The organism is Micrococcus flavus (assembly GCF_014204815.1).
Taxonomy (GTDB): domain Bacteria; phylum Actinomycetota; class Actinomycetes; order Actinomycetales; family Micrococcaceae; genus Micrococcus; species Micrococcus flavus.
Map to the genome: position 1 here is coordinate 2,299,987 of NZ_JACHMC010000001.1, position 18,259 is coordinate 2,318,245.

The following is an 18,259-nucleotide window of genomic DNA, read 5'->3' on the forward strand; positions in this document are numbered from 1 at the left end:
GCGCCGAGCCTAACAAGGGCCCTGCACAGCCGAGGGGCACGGCCTGCTGGGCCGTGCCCCTCCTGCTGCGGCGAGCCGCTCAGTCCCAGTCCTTGTCCTCACGGAGGGCCGCGAAGGCCGCGCGGCGCTCCTCCATGCGCTCAGCCTGCAGGCGCAGCACATCCTCTCGCTTGAAGCGCGTGTGGGTGCCCACCTTGAAGCTGTCGATCCGCCCCTGTCGGACCCATTTCATCAGGGTGGGACGGGACACGCTGAGGATGTCCGCCGCCACGGTGCTGGTCAGCTCGTCGGGGAGGCGGCCGATGGTGGCCTCCCCGTTCTCCGCAACCGAGGTCAGCGTGGCCAGCAGCATCGCCTGGATGCGCTCCGGCAGCTCGACGTCGGTGCCGTCAGCGGCTCGGAGAACCAGGGTGGCACCCTGTGGATGCGGCGTCTCTCCCGCCAGGCGTACGTCCGTATCGTCGATGGTGATGTTCTCTGTGGTCAGCATGGCAGTCATGGCGACCCCCTTCTCAGCTGGTGCCGTCTCACCAGACTAGGATATTTCACCTATATCTGCAACACCAGACGATGCGCCGATCGGGACGACGAGCGACAGCGCGCCGGCACCCCCCGTTCCCCGAACGACCACAGCGTGGCGGCACCCACTAGGCTCGAGCCCATGAGCGTGCGCCAGACCTACCTCCTCGTGGACGGCGAGAACATCGATGCCACCCTCGGCATGTCCGTCCTCAACCGCCGGCCCCATCCGGAGGAGCGACCCCGCTGGCAGCGCGTGCTGGCCCATGTGGAGCGCGCATGGGGGCAGCCGGTGCGGCCGCTGTTCTTCCTGGCGGTGGAGGGGGAGATCCCCTTCGGCTTCGTGCAGGCGCTGACCACCATGGGCTACCAGCCGATCCTCCTCAAGGGCTCCGGCAAGGTCGTGGACATCGGCATCCAGCGCACCGCGGAGGCGCTGCTGAACCGCGAGGCGGACGTGGTCCTGGCCTCGCACGACGTCGACTTCGCCCCGCACATGCAGGCCCTCGCCGCCGAGGGGTCGCGTGTGGCCGTCATGGGCTTCGAGGAGTTCATGTCCGCCGAGCTGCGGGCCGTGAACGGCATGGAGGTGTGGGACCTCGAGCACGAGGTCGCCGCGTTCGACGCCCCGCTGCCGCGCCTGCGCGTCATCCCGATCGACGAGTTCGACCCCTTCGACTTCCTCTGATCCGCCCGTGGCCGCCGTCCTCCACCGCCTGTCCGGCCTCCACGCCGTGCACCGCCTGGTGTGGGTGGACGTGGCGCGCGGCCTGGCACTCGTCTCGATGTTCGTGGCCCACGCCGCGCCGTCCGGCGGGCCCGGCGGCGTCCTGCACCTCACCGAGTTCCTCACCGCCGCCCTGTTCGCGGCCCTCGTGGGCGTGGGCGCCGCCCTGGAACGACGCCGGCACGGGGCCGGCCGGGCCCTGGGCCTGGCCCTGATCCGCGCCGTGGCGCTGCTGGCCGCCGCCTGGCTGACGTCCCTGTTCGGCGCGCAGGTCGTGGACATCCTCACGCATCTGGCGATCGTCCTGGTCCTCGTCGCGCTGCTCCTGGCCCTGCCCCTCGCCGCGCGCGCCGCCCTCGCCGCGGTCTGCCTGCTGCTCGGCGTGTGGCTCACCGCGGTGGGCACCGGGCCGGTGGCCCGGCTCCTGAGCGACTGGCTCGCGCCCGTGCAGGCCCTGACCGCCCCCGTCCGGGCGGAGCTGGGGAACGTGGGCGCGGCCCTGGCCTTCACGGAGGCGGAGTCCCTCCAGTGGACGGCGGAGTTCCTCACCGCCGGCCCCTACCGCCTGCCCCTCCTGCTGGCCTGGGCGCTGCTCGGGTCGGTCCTGGTCGCCTCGGTGACCCGCTTCGAGGGCGTCGCCCGCGGCCGGGCCGCCGCCTGGGCCGGCGCCGGCCTCGCCCTCGCCGCCGCCGCGCTCGCCGTCTCCCGCGGGCGCACCGGCGAGTTCCCGACGCCGTACACCGCCTCGGTCGCGGACGTCGCCCTGGCCACCGGCCTGGTGCTGGCCGCGCTGGGGGCGTGCGCCGCCGTCGTGCCCTCCCACCTGCCGTGGCTGACGGGGATCCTGGCCGTGCCCGGCTCCATGACCCTGTCCGTGTACGTGGTGCACCAGGCGTACCTGGGGTGGGCCGTGGGCGTCTGGACCGTGCTGGGCGGGGCGCTGCAGCCGGGCGCCGGCCCGTGGCTCTCCCCCGCCGGCACGGACGACACCTGGTTCAACGTGGCCGTCCTGTGCGGGGGCGGGCTGCTCCTGCCGCTGCTGTGGCGCGCCGTGGTCCGCCGCGAGCCGTGGCACCGCGGCCCGCTCGAGGGCCCGGTGGCCCTCGCCACGCACCGCCTGACCCGCTGACGGCCGGCGCCCGAGGCGCGGACCCGGTCCGCTGACCTGGGGCGGTGTCCACGACGACGACGCGGCGCCCGTACACTCGATCGTCGCCCGCGTCCGGCCCCGCCGACGCGCCGCGGCCCCCGCGCACCCCAGGAGAGGTCCCCATGGACACCGGACACCCGTCCACCACGCCCGCCGCCGGCAGTACGGCGGCGGCCCCCCGCCCCCAGGCCGGGGAGGAGAAGCTGAAGCGCAGCCTCGGCACGCGCCACATGGTCATGATCGCGATGGGCGGCGCCATCGGCACCGGTCTGCTCGTGGCCTCGGGCAACAGCATCGCCATGGCCGGCCCCGGCGGCGCGCTGCTGGCGTACACCGTGATCGGCTTCATGGTGTACCTGCTGATGCAGTCGCTCGGCGAGATGTCCACGTACATGCCGGTGTCCGGCGCGTTCGAGGAGTACGGCACCCGGTTCGTCAGCCCCTCCTTCGGCTTCGCCGTGGGGTGGAACTACTGGTTCAACTGGGCCATCACGGTGGCGGCCGAGCTCGTCGCCGCGGGCCTGGTGATGCGCTACTGGCTGCCGGACGTCCCGTCCTGGATCTGGTCCGCGCTGTTCCTGGCCGTGCTGTTCGCCGTGAACGCCCTCTCCACGCGCGCCTTCGGCGAGAGCGAGTTCTGGTTCTCCCTGGTCAAGGTGCTCACCGTGGTGGTCTTCCTGGTGCTCGGCGTCCTGATGATCCTGGGCATCCTGGGCGGCCCGGCCCCGGGCTTCGAGAACTGGACGGTGGCGGACGCCCCGTTCGTGAACGGGTTCACTGGCATCCTGGCGATCTTCATGGTGGCCGGCTTCTCCTTCCAGGGCACCGAGATGATCGGCGTGGCCGCAGGCGAGGCCGACGACCCCGAGCGGACCGTGCCGAAGGCCATCCGCACCGTGTTCTTCCGCATCCTGCTGTTCTACGTGGGCGCGATCGCCGTGATCGGCTTCCTCATCCCCTACACCAGCCCGAACCTGCTGGGCAGCGAGATCGGCGACGTCGCGATCTCCCCCTTCACCCTGGTGTTCGAGAACGCGGGCGTGCTGGCCGCGGCCACCGTGATGAACGCCGTGATCCTCACGGCGATCCTCTCCGCGGGCAACTCCGGCCTCTACGTCTCCACGCGCATGCTCTACTCCCTGGCGATGTCCGGGAAGGCCCCGCGCGTCTTCACCAGGATCAACCGCCGCGGCGTGCCCATGCCGGCGCTGCTGGCCACCACCGCGATCGGCGGCCTGTGCTTCCTCACCGCCCTGCTGGGCGACGGCACCGCGTACGTGTGGCTCGTCTCCGCGTCCGGCCTGGCCGGGTTCATCACCTGGATGGGCATCGCGTGGAGCCACTACCGCTTCCGCCGGGCCTATGTGACCCAGGGCGGCGACCCGGACGACCTGCCCTTCAAGGCCCGCTGGTTCCCGCTCGGGCCGATCGTGGCGCTCGTGATGTGCGCCGTGGTGATCGTGGGCCAGAACTACGAGGCCTTCCTGAGCGGCGGCCTGGACTTCCTCACGGTGGCCACCGCGTACATCGGGCTGCCGCTCTTCCTCGCCCTGTGGCTGGGCCACAAGCTGGTCACGAAGGCCCCGGGCGTCCGCTACGAGGACGCCGACCTCACCCGCAACCGGCACTGACGCTGCGGCACTGAGCGGGCGTGGCGGGTCCCGCACGGGGCGGGGGCGAGCGCCTCAGCGCGTCGGCAGCGCCAGCAGCTGCTCGATGGCGGCGGCGACCCCGTCGTCGTCGCAGGCCCCCACGACGGCGTCCGCCACCTCCCGCAGGGAGGGGTGCGCGCTGGCCACGGCCAGGCCAAGGCCCGCCCAGGCGAGCATCTCGGCGTCGTTGGGCATGTCCCCGAAGGCCACCACGTCCTCGGCGGCGATCCCGTGCCGGGCGGCGTACTCGGCGAGCGTGGCGGCCTTGTGCACGCCGGGGGCGGACATCTCCACGAGCGGCACCCCGGGCGCGGAGTGGGTCGCGGTCACGATCCCCTCGCCGACCTCCCGCACCGCGGCCAGGAACGCGTCCGGATCCATCCGGCCGGACTTGGCCATCAGCTTCACCACGGTGGCCTCCGCGGGCAGGGCCTCCTCCACGGTGGCGGCGCGGGACTGGCCGAACTCGTCCGCGGCGAACGCGTCCTCCCAGAAGAACCCCTCGAGGGCCTCGGCGCCGAACGTGGCGGTCGGGTCCAGGGCGCGCACGCGGGCCACCACGCGGCCCATCGCGGCGGTCTCGAGCGGGTGGGAGACCAGCACCCGGTCCGCGGCCACGTCCACCACCACGGCCCCGTTGGAGCAGATCACCGGGCCCACGTCCCCCAGCTGGTCCTGCAGCGGTCCGAGCCAGCGCAGGGGCCGGCCCGTCACGAACACGACGACGACGCCCGCCTCGTGCGCGGCCCGCAGCGCGGCGATGGTCCGCGGGGACAGCCGCCCGCTGCGCGTGTGCCGGTAGCCGATCACGGTGCCGTCCAGGTCCGTGGCGATCAGCCGGGGACGGCGCGCGGAGACGGGCAGGACGGACATGCGCCTCAGTGTAGGCGGCACCCCCGCCGGCCCTGCCCGGCTCGACGGCTCCTCCGTTGTGGTCACGACCCGCCGTCGCGAGGGCCCAGGCCACGGCGGGTCGTGACCACAACGCGCTGGCCAGGCATGATGGGCACGTGACCCACACCACCTCCTCCCCCACCCCGCAAACCGTCACCGTCACGGGCGCCGCCGGCAACATCGGCTACGCCCTGCTCTTCCGGATCGCCTCCGGCCAGATGCTCGGCACCGACACCCCGGTGCGCCTGCGCCTGCTGGAGATCCCCTCCGCCGTGCGCGCCGCCGAGGGCGTGGCCATGGAGCTCGCGGACAGCGCGTTCCCGCTGCTCGCGTCCGTGGACGTCACGGACGACCCGGCCACCGCCTTCGAGGGCACCACGCACGCCCTGCTCGTCGGCGCCCGGCCCCGCACCGCCGGCATGGAGCGCGCGGACCTGCTGCACGCCAACGGCGGGATCTTCGGCCCCCAGGGCCGCGCCATCAACGACCACGCGGACGAGGCGGTGCGCGTCGTCGTCGTGGGCAACCCGGCCAACACCAACGCGCTGATCGCCTCCGCGCACGCCCCGGACGTGCCCGCCGAGCGCTTCACCGCGCTGACCCGCCTGGACCACAACCGCGCCGTGTCCCAGCTGGCCGCCCGCGCCGGCGTGGGCGTCACGGACGTGGACGGGATCACCATCTGGGGCAACCACTCCGCCACCCAGTTCCCGGACCTCACCCACGCGCGCGTGCGGGTGGCCGGCGACGACGGCGGCGCCCCCGCCTGGCGCCCCGCCCTGGACGTGGTGGACCGCGGCTGGGCCGCGGACGAGTTCATCCCGAGGGTGGCCAAGCGCGGCGCGGAGATCATCGAGGTCCGCGGGTCCTCGTCAGCGGCGTCCGCGGCGTCCGCCACGATCGACCACATGCGCGACTGGTCCCTGGGCACCGGCGTGGACGCCGAGGGCGCGCCGCGGCGGACCTCCGCGGCGGTGGTCTCAGACGGCTCCTACGGGGTGCCGGAGGGCCTGATCAGTTCGTTCCCGGTGACCTCGGACGGCTCCGGGGCGTGGACGATCGCCCCGGGGCTGGGCCCGGACGAGTCCCTCCTGCCGGGCGAGGGCGGGCGGCTGGCCGCCACGGTGGCCGAGCTCGAGGCCGAGCGGGACGCCGTGCGGGGTCTCGGGCTGCTCTGAGCCGGCCGCCCCGCCGCCGGCGTCAGTCCGCCAGCTCGTCCCGCGTGGGCGGGTCGGCGCCGGGGCGGGACGCCGTGATGGCCGAGGCGCGAGAGGCGTAGATCAGCACGGACTGGATGTCATGCAGGTCCATGGAGTGCAGGCGCTCCCGGTTCTCGGCGCCCAGGAGGGTGCGGTCGTCGAGGGCGGCCAGGAGGGCGGCGGTGAAGGAGTCGCCGGCGCCCACGGTGTCCGCGACGTCCACCGGGAAGATGGGGCGCTCCACCTCGTGCTCGGCGGTGACGGCCACGATGTCCTCGGCGCCGCGGGTCATGACCACGAGCGCCGGGCCGGCCTCCCGCCACGCGCGCAGCGAGTCCATCAGCGGACGGTCCGGGTAGAGCCACGCGATGTCCTCGTCCGAGGCGTGCACCACGTCGGAGAGGCGCACGACCTCCTCGGCGCGGGCGCGGGCGAACTCCCGGTCCGGCACGATCGAGGGGCGCACGTTGGGGTCGTAGCTGATCGTGGCGTGCGGCTGCGCGGCGGCCAGGGCGCCCATCACGGAGGCGTCCCCGGGGGCGAGCATCGTGGCGATCGAGCCGGCGTGCACGTGCACCAGCCGGCCGTCATGGGCCTCGTGCAGGAGACGGGCCAGCTCCTCGGCGGCGGGCAGGGTCCAGTCCAGCTCGAACTCGTAGCTGGCGGCGCCGGTGGGGTCCAGTCGCGCGGTGGCCACGGAGCTCGGGGAGGCGTCCGGCTCGAGGAGGCTGCGCACGTCGTTGTCCTGCAGGTGCGCGGCGATCATGTCCCCGTACTCGTCCCGGCCGATGCGCCCGGCGAACACCACGGGGCGCTCGAGCCGGCTGAGCCCGACGGCGACGTTCAGGGGGCTGCCGCCCGGGTGCGCCCTCGGCGTGGCGGTGTCAGAGAGCACCACGTCCACCAGGGCCTCGCCGATCACTCCGAAGTACTCGTCCACAGCCCAAACGGTACCCTACGAGGCGGCCCCGACCCGGGGCCGGGGCGCTGCGCGGGGACCCCTCCGCGGCGCGCCCCGCCCCACCCCCCACGCGCCCGGGAAGGCGGACATGTCCCACTCCTCCCCCACCCCTGCCGAACCCTCCGGACGGCCCGCCCCGCACGACGACGACACCCCCGACCGCGGCCGCGGCGCCGGCCCCTGGCGCCTCCACGGGGACGGCCGCACCATCACCGCGGGCACCGTGGTGGCCCCCGACGAGCGCCTGACCTGGGGCCGGACCGTCGGCATCGGCGTGCAGCACGTGATGGCGATGTTCGGCGCCACGGTGCTGGTCCCGGCGATCACCCAGATGCCCGCGACGACGGCGCTGCTGTTCTCCGGCCTCGGCACCCTGCTGTTCCTGGTGATCACGGGCAACCGGCTGCCGAGCTATCTGGGCAGCTCGTTCGCGTTCATCGCCCCGCTGACCGCGGCCTCGGCCGCCGGCGGGGTCGGCGCGGCACTGGGCGGCGTGCTGGTCACCGGCGTCCTGCTCATGGTGATCGGCGCGATCGTCCACCGGGCCGGGACCGGGTGGATCCACGCGCTCATGCCGCCGGCCGTGATGGGCACGATCGTGGCGTTGATCGGCCTGAACCTGGCCGGCGCCACCACCCAGGCCATGGAGGAGGTGCCGCTGACCACGTTCGGCACCGCGCTGGCCGTGGTGCTCACCGCCGTGCTGTTCCGCGGCCTGCTGGGGCGCCTGTCGATCCTGGTGGGCATCGTCGTCGGCTACCTGCTGGCGCTCGCCCAGGGCCAGGTGTCCTTCGACGCCGTCCGCGACGCCGCCTGGCTGGGCCTGCCCCCGTTCCACGCGCCGACCGTGGACGTGTCCCTGCTGCCGCTGTTCCTGCCCGTGGTGCTCGTGCTCGTGGCGGAGAACATCGGCCACGTGCGCACCGTGGGGCTGATGACCAGGCGGGACCTCGACCCGCTCACCGGTCGCGCGCTGCTCGCCGACGGGCTGGCGACCTCCCTCTCCGGCCTCGGCGGGGGCGTGGGCACCACCACGTACGCGGAGAACATCGGCGTGATGGCGTCCTCGAAGGTGTACTCCACCGCGGCGTACTGGGTGGCGGGCCTCACCGCGATCGCCCTGGCGTTCCTGCCCAAGTTCGGCGCCGCCGTCGCCACCATCCCGGCCGGCGTGGCCGGCGGGGCGGGCATCATCCTCTACGGGATGATCGGCGTGATGGGCGTGCGCATCTGGGTGCAGAACCGCGTGGACTTCTCCAACACCATCCACCTCATGACGGCGGGCGCGGGCCTGATCGTGGCGATCGCGAACCCGGAGATCGTGGTGGGCGGCCTGGTGTTCGGCGGCATCACGCTCGGCACCATCACCGCCCTCGTGGTGCACCACCTCATGACGGCGGTGGCGCGCTGGCGCGGCACCGAGCCCGTCCCCGAGGACGACGACGAGCGCTACGCGGCCTCGGAGCCGGGCCGCCTCGGCTGACCCGCCGCCGTTTTCGTGCGGGAAACGGCGCCTCCCCCAGCGTTTCCGTTCGGGAAACGGCAGCCCGGCGCAGCACCGCGTGGCGCCCGGGGTCAGCGGGAACTGGTGCCGCGCCGCCCTCTGGCCACGCCCACGAACGCCTGGACCAGGTCCGAGTCGGACTCCTTGAGCCACGCCAGCCCCACGTCCCAGCCAGGGTGGCGGGGCGCGTCGTCGTCCTGCGGCGCCCGGCCGGCGTCGTCCTCCGCGCCCGCGACGCCGAGGCCCGTCTCCGCCTGCACCTCGGCCTCCGTCGCGGCAGCCTCGCGGTCGGCGCGGGACAGGCCGACCACCTCGTCGAGTTCGCAGGCCAGCGGGAGGACCACCACGTCCTTGCGGCCGAAGACGCGCGCCACGGACATCGGCAGGACGACGTGGCCGACGCCGCTCGCGACGATCTCGAGCGCCATGCGCTCACCCGCACCGGGGATCTCGGGTGCGTCGAGGGGGTTGGGTGCAGGAGGGACCGGCTCGGCCGCCGTTTCCCGCACGGAAGCGTCCTCATACCCCACCGTTTCCCGAACGAAAGCATCGTCGGGGGTGGGGGTGAAGCGGGCCGGGTCCATGTGCTCGGCCGGGTCGAGCTCGCTGACGGGCACCGGCCCCTCGGCGTCCACGTCCCACGCGGCCAGCAAATGCTCCTTGCCCACGCACACCACGGGCAGTTCGGAGTACGCGGTCACCACGTGCACGTGCCGCGGGTCGAGGCCGGCCGCCCGCAGCACGGCCGACGCGCCGTCCTCGCCCCGCGGCCAGCGCAGGTAGCCCAGTTGCGGCAGCGGGTGCAGGGGCATCCCGGCGTCGTCGTGGGCCAGGTGCGCGGTCTGCGCGGACTCGTCATGGTTGACCAGCTGGACCGTGCGCTCCCGCGAGCTGAACCGCTGCACCCACGTGGACGGCGTCGCCCCGGGGATGGTCGCCAAGAACAGGGTCTCGGGAGGCGTGGGCAGATCCGCGGGAGCGGCCGCGCCCGACTCCCGACGACGCCCCGCGCCCCCGGCGCGACCGCCCGCCTTCACGCCCTTCGCGACGCCGCGGCCGCCCGTGCGCGTGGAGCGGGCCGGCCCGCCGCGGCTGGCCTTCTGCCGTCCGGCGCCGCCGCGGGAGCCTCGGGACCCGCTCAGCGGACCTTCTCCTTCAGGAAGGAGACGGCGCGGTCCCACGCCTGCGCCGCGGCCTCGGGGCGGTAGTTGCCCTGGGGGTCGTCGTCGTTGTGGAAGGCGTGCGGGGCGTCGTAGTAGAAGTACTCGACCTCGGCGCCGGACTCGTCGCGGATCTGCTGCTCCTGCCTCTTCGCGTCCTCCACCGGGAACATCTCGTCCTGCTCGCCGTAGTGGCCCTGGATCGTGGCCGTCACGCCGGAGAAGTCGCCGGACACGCCCTGGCCCACGCCGTAGAACGGCACGGCCGCGGACACCTTGTCCCCCTGCTGGGCCGCGAGCGCCAGCACGAACCCGCCGCCCATGCAGAAGCCGATCGCCCCGACGGTCTCGGAGGTGACCTCCTCGCGCGCGAGCAGCCAGTCGACGGCGCCGGCCAGCTGGCGGGCGCCCTCCTCGGCGGGCAGGTTCTGCATCATCTCGCCAGCCTCGTCGCCGTCGTGGGCGATCCAGCCGCCGAACAGGTCCGGTGCCAGCGCCACGAAGCCCTCCGCGGCCAGGCGGTCGCACACGTCCTTGATGTGGTCCACGAGACCCCACCACTCCTGGATCACGATGATCCCGGGCCCCTTCCCGGACTCCGGCAGGGCCAGGTAGCCGTGGCCGGTCTGGTCGCCGTGCGCGGCGTCCTTGGTGGGCAGGTCGAACGAGACGTTCTGGTGCGGGGTCTTGGAAGCCATCATGCGCCCCACCCTACGGATCGCGCCCGGGGTGCGGCGAGGGCTGGTCGCACTCCGCGCTGTGGTCACGACACGCCGCGCACGCTCCGGGGCGGACGGCGTGTCGTGACCACAACGCGCCGGCGCGCCGAAGCGTCGGAGCGTCAGCGCGTCAGCACCTCAGCGCTTCGGCAGCAGGTGCGCGATCCGCTCCGCGAGCGCCGAGCGCTTGAGCTTCTGCGTGGGCGTGAGGAGCGCGGCGAGCTCCTCGGGGTCCGGCAGGAGCACCTTGTAGGAGCGCAGCCGCTCGGGCGCGGGGACCTTCGCATTGGCGGCGTCGATGGCCGCGCCCACCGACTCGCGGATCCGCTGCTCGGAGACCTCGATCATGCGCCCGGCCTCGTCCCTGAACCGCTCCGCGGTCTCGGCGCCGTCCCGCAGGCGGGCGGACACGGTGTCGGGCACCTGCCAGTCCGGCAGGTGACGCTGCACCCACGCGGCGAGGGCCTCGCGGTCCAGCAGGATCATGGCGGTGGGGTGGTCCAGGCCATCGCCGATCACCACGGCGTGGCCGACCGCGGGGTGCAGCTCCACCTCGCGCTCCCACTCGGCGGGGTTGATGGTCTTGCCGTTGGCGGTGACGATCACGTCCTTGACGCGACCGGTCACGGTGAGCCGGCCGTCGTCGTCGAGACGGCCGAGGTCCCCGGTGCGGAACCACTCGCCGTCGAACGCGGCGGCGGTCTCCTCCTCGTCGGTGTACCCGGCGAACACGCCGGGGCCGCGCATCTGGATCTCGTCGTCGTCGGCGATCCGCACGGACATCCCGGGCAGGGGCAGGCCCACGGTGCCGGGGACCACGTCCCCCTCGCGATGGCCCACGGCGGGGGCGGTGGTCTCGGTGAGCCCGTAGCCCTCGAACACGGTCAGGCCCATGCCGGTGAACAGGCGCAGCAGGTCCGGGTCGAGCTTGGCCGCGCCGCACAGCAGGTGGGTCACCCGGCCGCCCAGCAGGTGCCGCACCCGGCGGTAGAAGAGCCGCTCGTAGAGGGCCAGCTGGGCGCGCACGGGCACCAGGAGCTTGGGGTCCTCGCCCAGCACCACGCGCCCCTTCGCCACGGCGGCCGCCCGGGCGCGCTCCCAGAGCACGCCCACGGAGAGCGGGCCCACGCGGGTGCCGCGCGCCTTCTCCTCCACGCCGAGCACGATCTTGGACAGGACGCCGGGGACCACCATCACGAAGGTCGGGCGGATCTGCCCCATGGACGGCACGGCGGCCTTCGGGTTGCCCACGTGCGCCACGGTCATCCCGCCGTGCAGGCAGATCATCTGCACGGCGCGGGAGAGCACGTGCGCCAGCGGCAGGAACAGCACGGTGGAGCCGCCCGGGTGCACGAACCCCCGGTAGGCCTCGGCCACGTTGAGCACCTGGTGGACGAAGGACCGGTGCAGGATCCTCGTCCCCTTGGGCTCCCCCGTGGTGCCGGACGTGAACACGATCGTGGCGACGTCGTCCAGGCCCCGGGCCGTGCGGGCCGCCTCGAGCGCCTCGTCGGTGACGTCGGCGCCGAGCGCCTCGAGGGCGCGCAGGTCGCCGGCGGGGGCGCCGTCGGCGTCGTCCAGGGTCCACACCGCGGACCCGTGGGGGCCGCGAGCGGCGCCGTCCCGCGCGTCGAGGGTCTCGCGCAGCGTGGCGGCGGCGGCCGGGGAGCCGGCGAAGGCGGCGCGCACGCCCACGACGTCGGCGATCGCCGCCATCTGCGTGGCCGGGGCGGAGTCGAACATGGGGACCACCACGGCGCCCGCGTAGAGGCAGGCGAGGTCCATCAGGGTCCACTCGTACCGGGTGGCGGAGACGATGGACACGGCATCCCCCGGGCGGATCCCCAGCGCGATCAGGCCCTTGGCCAGCGCGCGCACCCGGGCGTGGAACGCGGCCGTGGTGACCGGCTCCCAGGGGCCGTCGAACGGCGCGGCGGGGTGGCGCACCTGGAAGGCCACCACGTCGGGGTGCCCTGCGACGCGGCGCTCCAGGACGTCGGTGATGTTGCGCAGCTCGGCGGCGTCGGCGAGGGCGGGCATGTCCACCTGGCGGCGGGGGGCCGGGGAGGCGGACGGGGCGGCGGGGACCGGGGAGGCGGAGTCCATGGTGACGATTCTCGTGCATCTGCGGCCCGCTGACCTGCACCCGGTCCGGCCACGGCGACGCCGGCCGCCCCGGGGTGGGGGCGGCCGGCGTCGTGGGGTGTCCGGGGGGGGAGAGACGATCAGCCCCGGACGTCTGCGGGTCCGGCGGGCCGGGCCCGGATCAGGCCTGGACGAACTCGGCGTCGATCTCGATCTTCACCTTGTCGCCCACCAGCACGCCGCCGGCCTCGAGCACGGCGTTCCAGGTCAGTCCGAAGTCCTTGCGGGAGATCTCGGTCTTGGCCTCGAAGCCCACGCGGGTGGTGCCGAACGGGTCGGTGGTCTGGCCGCCGAGCTCGACCTCCAGCTCGACCTGCTTCGTGGTCTCGAGGATGGTGAGGTCGCCGACCAGGACGAACTCCTCGCCGTCGAAGCCGCGGACCTCGGTCGAGCGGAATGTCATGGTGGGGTGCTTCTCCACGTCGAAGAAGTCCTCGCCCTTGAGGTGGCCGTCGCGGTTGGCGTCCTTGGTGTCGATGGACTGCATGTCCACGGTGATGTCCGCGGAGGAGCGGGCGAAGTCCTCGGCGACGGTGAGGGTGCCGGAGACGGCCTGGAAGGTGCCGCGCACCTTGGAGATGCCCGCGTGGCGGACCGTGAAGCCCACCTCGGTGTGGGAGGCGTCGAGGTTCCAGGTTCCGGGGGTGACCTGCGTCATGGGGATGCTCCTTCAAGGATGTTCGGATCTGCGGTCACGGGGTGCTCCCCCGTGCTTGTTTCAAATCTAAACATCTCTCTCCATCGCGCGTCCAGGACTTGCACGTGAAAGTCAGAAACACTCCGTCACACTTCACGTATGAACCGCGGAATCTCGCCGTTCGCGCGCCGGGGGCGCGGGCATCGTCGTCGCGACCGGTGTCCTGTAACCTGGGCCACACGTGCCGCCCACCCGCGGCCGCTCCCGGTGCCGACCCGCGCCGACGACGACGGGCCCCCACCTGGTCCTCCCCGTCCGACCGATCCGCGTGAGGCACCCCGCCCGCGGACCGTCCGACGACGACACCAGCCCCGGCGACCCGCCCCCGCGTCGCCCTCCCGCCTGAAGGAGGCCCCGCCATGACCGTCACCCTCTCCCCCTCGCCCACCCAGCCGTTCTCCCCCGTGCCCGGCCAGCGGATCGACCCCGAGCTCGCCCGCTCCTGGCTGCTCGTGAACGCCGCGCAGCCCGAGCGCTTCCAGCCCGCGGAGGACTCGGCCGCGGACATCGTCATCCTGGACGTCGAGGACTCCGTGGCCCCCGCGGACAAGCCCAAGGCCCTGCAGGACACCGTCGACTGGCTCACCTCGGGCCACACCGCGTGGGTGCGCCTCAACGGCTACGGCTCGAAGTGGTGGGAGGACGACGTCGCGGCGCTCGCCGCGACCCTGCCCGCGCACCTGGGCGGGCCGGTCGCCGAGGGCGGCCTGGCCGGCGTCGTGCTGGCGATGGTGGAGTCCACCGACCACGTGAACGAGACCGCGAAGCGCCTGCCGGGCGTGCCCGTGGTGGCGCTCGTGGAGACGGCACGCGGACTGCAGCGGATCGACTCCATCGCCGCGGCGAAGGGCACGTTCCGCCTGGCGTTCGGCATCGGCGACTTCCGCCGCGACACCGGCCTGGGCGAGTCCCCGATGGCGCTGGCGTACACGCGCTCCCAGTTCACGATCGCCGCGAAGGCCACGGGCCTGCCCGGGGCGATCGACGGCCCCACCGTGGGCACCACGGGCGTGAAGCTGGCCGAGGCCACCGCCGTGACCGCCGAGTTCGGCATGACCGGCAAGCTCTGCCTGGCCCCCGAGCAGTGCGCGCTGGTGAACGAGGGCCTCAGCCCCTCGCAGGAGGAGCTGGCGTGGGCGCAGGACTTCCTCGAGGAGTTCGCCGCGTCCGGCGGGCAGATCCGCAACGGCTCGGACCTGCCGCGCAAGGCGCGCGCCGAGAAGATCCGGGCCCTCGCCGCGGCGTTCGGCGTCACCGCCGGCCACATCCCGGACGAGGACAACCGCGCGGCCGCCCCCTCGGACACGTACCACTACTGAGCCGGCCCGGGTCGGGACAGGGGAAGGGCCCCGGATCGAGGATCCGGGGCCCTTCGCCACGGTCTGCCGTCAGGCCGCGACGCCCTCCCGCGCGGACCCGGCACGACGCCGGCGCACCGCCGCCATCGCGGCCCCCGCCAGCACCAGGGCCAGCAGGCCGTAGATCACCCACGTGATGGGGCTGGACACCAGCACCGCCGGATCGCCGACGGAGCTGAGCAGGGCGTCCCGGACGCTGGTCTCGGCGAGCGGGCCGAGCACCATGCCGATCATCAGCGGCGCCACGGGATACCCGAACCGGCGCATCAGGAAGCCCAGCACGCCCATGCCCAGGAGGAGCAGCAGGTCGAACACCCGGCCGGACGTCGCGTAGATGCCGAGCCCGCAGAACAGCGTGATCCCCGCGTAGAGGTAGGGATTGGGGATGAGCAGGAGCTTGGCCCACAGCTGCGCGAACGGCAGGTTGATGAGCAGCAGGACCAGCATGGCCAGGAAGAAGCTGGCCAGCAGGGCCCACACCAGGTCCGCGTTGCGCTCGAAGAGCAGCGGGCCCGGCTGCAGGCCGTACTGCCGGAACGCGGCGAGCATGATCGCCGCGGTCGCGGAGATGGGCAGGCCGAGCGTCAGCAGCGCGCCCATCGCCATGCCGGTGGTCGCGTTGCCCGCGGCCTCCGGGGCGGCCAGGCCCCGGATCGCGCCCCGGCCGAACCGCGGCTCGGCGCGGCGGGCGTCGAGGCGACGTTCGACGTCGTAGGCCAGGAAGGTGGGGACCTCCGAGCCGCCGGCCGGGATCACGCCGAACGGCAGGCCGATGCCGGTGCCGCGCAGCCACGCCGGCAGCGCCTCGCGGAACTCCGCGCCGGTCAGCCACGGCCGGCCGGCGGAGCGCACCTGGTGCACGTCGTGGTCGCGCCGGGCGCGGGAGGCCACGTGGAACACCTCGCCGAGGGCCAGGACGGCGACGGTCACGGTCACGAGGGAGACGCCGTCGAACAGCTGCGGCGCACCCAAGGTGAAGCGCTCGGTGCCGGTCACGGAGTCGATCCCGACGACGGCGATCCCGAGCCCCAGCACCAGTGCGGTGAGGCCCTTGAGGACGGAGTCGGAGACCACCGAGGAGGTCGCGATGAACGCGAACAGGGCGAGCGCGAAGTACTCGGCCGGGCCGAAGTTGTTCGCGAACTCGGCCATCACGGGGGCGAGGAACACCACCAGCACGGCCGCGATCATGCCGCCGATGAACGCGCCGATCGCCGCGGTGGCCAGCGCCTGCGGCGCGCGCCCCGCCTGGGCCATCTTGTGGCCCTCGAAGGTGGAGGCGATCGCGGAGGCCTGCCCCGGGGTGTTCATGAGGATCGCCATCGTGGAGTCGCCGAACATGCCGCCGAAGTACACGCCGGCGAACATGATGAACGCGGCCGTGGGGTCCAGCGCGAAGGTCAGCGGCAGCAGCAGCGCCACCGCCATGGAGGAGCCCAGGCCGGGCAGCACGCCCACCGCGGTGCCGAGCAGACAGCCCAGCAGCACCCACAGCAGGTTCATCGGGGTGAGGGCTCCGGCGAAGCCCTCCATGAGGAGTCCGAGTGCGTCCATGTCAGAATCCGCCTCCCAGGATGCCCGAGGGCAGGTTCAGGCCCAGGCCCACGTCGAACGCCAGGTAGGCCAGCGAGGACATGAACAGGGCGAGGATGACGTCGAAGCCGGGGCGGCGGGAGCCGAAGCCCCGCGCCACGCACCAGAACAGCAGCGCACCGGCCAGGATCCACCCCAGCCAGGGCAGCAGCAGCGAGAACGCGAGGAACCCGCCGGCGGTCCAGGCGAGGGCCGCGGGGTCCGAGTGCGTGCGCCAGCGGCGGCCGGAGTGGTCCTCGGGGTGCTCCGGCGTCCGCACCACCGCGAGCGCCTGCAGCACGGCCAGCACCAGGCCGACCGCGCCGAGGATGCCGGGGAAGAACGCCGGGCCGGGGAAGTCGGCGTCGCCGGTGTCCATGCGCCATGAGCCGATCAGCAGGAACAGGCTCCAGGCCGCCACGATCGCCGGCATGGCCAGCCCGGCCCGGCCCGCGAACCAGGTGCCCTCGCCGATCGGCCGGGGGCCGGGGCGGTGGGTCTCATGCGCGGCGCTCATGAGCCGATCTCCTCGTACAGACCGGCGATCCGGTCGATCTCGTCCTGCACGAAGGCGTCCATCTGCTCGTCCTGCAGCGGCACCTCGCGCCAGTAGTTGCGCTCCACGGTGGCCTTCCACTCGGGGGTCGCCGTCGTCTCGGCCACGACCTCCTGGAGCGCGTCGAGGTCCTCGCCCGTCACGGTGGGCGCGGCGAAGAGGGCGCGCCAGTTGGTGAGGGTGACGTCGTAGCCCTGCTCGGCGAGCGTGGGCACGTCGAGGCCCGGCAGGCGCTCCTCGGAGGCCACGCCGAGCATGCGCAGGCGGCCGGACTCCACGTGCGGGTACATGTCCGCGACGCCGCCGGAGGCGGCCTGCACGGTGCCGTTGAGCATGGCCTGGACCACCTCGCCGCCGCCGTCGGAGGGGATGTAGGTGATCCGGCCGGGGTCGACGCCGGCCGTGGTCGCCAGGTCCGTGATCACCAGCTGGTCGAACGAGCCGCCGCCGGACCAGGCGAGGGCCTCGGGGTCCTCCGCCCACGCGGCCACAAGGTCCGCCATGGACCGATGCGGCGAGTCGGCGGGCACCAGGATCAGGTCGTACTCCTCCACCACACGGGCCACGGGCTGGACGTCCTGGATCTTCGCGGGGGTGTCGTTCTTCAGCTGCGCGGCGATCTGGCCGGTGCCGCCCACCATCATCACGTTGGGATCGGTCATCTGGGACAGCTGGCCCACGCCGATCGTGCCGCCGGCGCCGGGGATGTTGACCACCTGCACGTTGTTCACGATCTGGTTGGCGCGCATGGCCTGCTGGGCCTCGCGCTGGAACGTGTCCCAGCCGCCGCCCGCGGCAGCGGGGGCGATCAGGGTCATGTTCGAGCGGACGTCCGTGCCGGACGAGGCCGACTCGATGGAGAAGTAGGCGGCCGCAGCCACCACCACGGCGGCGACGGCGGAGAAGACGGCGGAGCCGACGCCGAAGCGACGGCCCGTCGGCACGGGGCGGGACAGGTCGATGGCCTGGGTCTGGGTGCCCAGGGAGTGCCGCGGCGGCGGGTCCTCGGCCGGCGGCGGGGAGCCGGCAGGCATCGACGGGTCTGCGGAGTGCGACATGCGCGGACCTCGTTCCAGGGGTTGCGAGACGACTGCGGATGCAGCCGATGTCCGCAGAGTGTCGCATGTCACACCGTGCTGCGCATGCACAGTGACGCCGTCGTGCTCCTGCCATGGCAGCGGAGCCACTGGGGGTCGGACAGCGGCAGGGCCCCGGACTCGCCGTCCGGGGCCCTGCCTCTGTCATCACTCGCACCTTCACCGCTCGCACGTCGATGAGGTGGTTCCACCGTAGGCACCGCGGATGGGGGCAGACCGGACGCGGCCTGGCAGTTCCCTGGACACCCCTGGACCCGGTCGCGCCGGCGTCGCCCCTCTCCCTCCCGCCCACCTCGCTATGCTGACTCTGTGTCCGGCGGCGCCGTCGGGCCTGCCTGCTGGCCCCCTC

16 protein-coding genes are annotated in these 18,259 nt (G+C 73.6%); 6 read left to right on the forward strand and 10 right to left on the reverse strand.

Annotated features, from left to right (window positions below; translation table 11 throughout):
- Positions 1-79: 79 nt before the first annotated feature.
- Positions 80-499 carry a helix-turn-helix domain-containing protein gene (locus tag BJ976_RS10655; protein WP_167736971.1) on the reverse strand — a complete coding sequence of 140 codons (420 nt, stop codon included), beginning with the start codon at positions 497-499 and terminating at the stop codon, positions 80-82.
- Positions 500-661: 162 nt separating this feature from the next.
- On the opposite strand from BJ976_RS10655, the gene BJ976_RS10660 reads away from it, so the two are divergent.
- The 3 genes from BJ976_RS10660 to BJ976_RS10670 all read left to right on the forward strand — a co-directional run bounded on the left by BJ976_RS10660 (position 662) and on the right by BJ976_RS10670 (position 4,027).
- Complete coding sequence (locus BJ976_RS10660; protein WP_135030833.1) at positions 662-1,207, forward strand: NYN domain-containing protein; 546 nt, start codon at positions 662-664, stop codon at positions 1,205-1,207.
- A 7-nt stretch (positions 1,208-1,214) separates the two neighbouring features.
- The gene (locus BJ976_RS10665; RefSeq protein ID WP_135030834.1) at positions 1,215-2,375 is read left to right on the forward strand and encodes a hypothetical protein; all 1,161 of its coding nucleotides are present in this window, start codon (positions 1,215-1,217) and stop codon (positions 2,373-2,375) included.
- Between the two features lie 143 nt (positions 2,376-2,518).
- Positions 2,519-4,027: an amino acid permease gene (locus BJ976_RS10670; RefSeq protein WP_135030835.1), complete on the forward strand. Its 1,509-nt coding sequence runs from the start codon at positions 2,519-2,521 to the stop codon at positions 4,025-4,027.
- Positions 4,028-4,081: 54 nt separating this feature from the next.
- Here the strand turns inward: BJ976_RS10670 and BJ976_RS10675 are convergent, their stop codons facing one another.
- Positions 4,082-4,921 carry an HAD family hydrolase gene (locus tag BJ976_RS10675; RefSeq protein ID WP_135030836.1) on the reverse strand — a complete coding sequence of 280 codons (840 nt, stop codon included), beginning with the start codon at positions 4,919-4,921 and terminating at the stop codon, positions 4,082-4,084.
- A 137-nt stretch (positions 4,922-5,058) separates the two neighbouring features.
- On the opposite strand from BJ976_RS10675, the gene BJ976_RS10680 reads away from it, so the two are divergent.
- The gene (locus tag BJ976_RS10680) at positions 5,059-6,120 is read left to right on the forward strand and encodes a malate dehydrogenase (protein WP_135030837.1); all 1,062 of its coding nucleotides are present in this window, start codon (positions 5,059-5,061) and stop codon (positions 6,118-6,120) included.
- A gap of 22 nt (positions 6,121-6,142) precedes the next feature.
- On the opposite strand, the gene BJ976_RS10685 is transcribed toward BJ976_RS10680, so the two are convergent.
- Positions 6,143-7,063, reverse strand: coding sequence for a carbohydrate kinase family protein (locus BJ976_RS10685; protein ID WP_135030849.1), 921 nt, complete (start codon positions 7,061-7,063; stop codon positions 6,143-6,145).
- 127 nt (positions 7,064-7,190) lie between these two features.
- On the opposite strand from BJ976_RS10685, the gene BJ976_RS10690 reads away from it, so the two are divergent.
- Positions 7,191-8,585: a uracil-xanthine permease family protein gene (locus BJ976_RS10690; protein ID WP_135030838.1), complete on the forward strand. Its 1,395-nt coding sequence runs from the start codon at positions 7,191-7,193 to the stop codon at positions 8,583-8,585.
- A 92-nt stretch (positions 8,586-8,677) separates the two neighbouring features.
- On the opposite strand, the gene BJ976_RS10695 is transcribed toward BJ976_RS10690, so the two are convergent.
- From BJ976_RS10695 to BJ976_RS10710, 4 genes are all read right to left on the reverse strand, one after another.
- Positions 8,678-9,547: a hypothetical protein gene (locus BJ976_RS10695; RefSeq protein WP_229667319.1), complete on the reverse strand. Its 870-nt coding sequence runs from the start codon at positions 9,545-9,547 to the stop codon at positions 8,678-8,680.
- A gap of 197 nt (positions 9,548-9,744) precedes the next feature.
- Positions 9,745-10,467, reverse strand: a complete 723-nt coding sequence (locus BJ976_RS10700) for a dienelactone hydrolase family protein (protein ID WP_135030840.1) — start codon at positions 10,465-10,467, stop codon at positions 9,745-9,747.
- 156 nt (positions 10,468-10,623) lie between these two features.
- The gene (locus BJ976_RS10705; protein WP_135030841.1) at positions 10,624-12,591 is read right to left on the reverse strand and encodes an AMP-dependent synthetase/ligase; all 1,968 of its coding nucleotides are present in this window, start codon (positions 12,589-12,591) and stop codon (positions 10,624-10,626) included.
- A 160-nt stretch (positions 12,592-12,751) separates the two neighbouring features.
- A complete protein-coding gene (locus BJ976_RS10710; RefSeq protein ID WP_135030842.1) occupies positions 12,752-13,288 on the reverse strand; it encodes a YceI family protein in 537 nt (178 codons plus the stop codon).
- A 398-nt stretch (positions 13,289-13,686) separates the two neighbouring features.
- On the opposite strand from BJ976_RS10710, the gene BJ976_RS10715 reads away from it, so the two are divergent.
- Positions 13,687-14,646, forward strand: a complete 960-nt coding sequence (locus tag BJ976_RS10715) for an HpcH/HpaI aldolase/citrate lyase family protein (RefSeq protein WP_135030843.1) — start codon at positions 13,687-13,689, stop codon at positions 14,644-14,646.
- 69 nt (positions 14,647-14,715) lie between these two features.
- Here BJ976_RS10715 and tctA read toward each other — a convergent pair whose 3' ends face one another.
- From tctA to BJ976_RS10730, 3 genes are read right to left on the reverse strand one after another with little or no spacing between them, the layout of a single operon-like run.
- Complete coding sequence (gene tctA, locus BJ976_RS10720; protein WP_135030844.1) at positions 14,716-16,239, reverse strand: tripartite tricarboxylate transporter permease TctA; 1,524 nt, start codon at positions 16,237-16,239, stop codon at positions 14,716-14,718.
- Position 16,240: 1 nt separating this feature from the next.
- Complete coding sequence (locus BJ976_RS10725) at positions 16,241-16,774, reverse strand: tripartite tricarboxylate transporter TctB family protein (RefSeq protein WP_135030845.1); 534 nt, start codon at positions 16,772-16,774, stop codon at positions 16,241-16,243.
- Entirely contained in the window at positions 16,771-17,871 is a 1,101-nt protein-coding gene (locus BJ976_RS10730; protein WP_229667317.1) for a tripartite tricarboxylate transporter substrate binding protein, read from the reverse strand. The genes BJ976_RS10725 and BJ976_RS10730 overlap by 4 nt, the downstream gene beginning before the upstream one ends.
- Between the last annotated feature and the right edge of the window lie 388 nt (positions 17,872-18,259).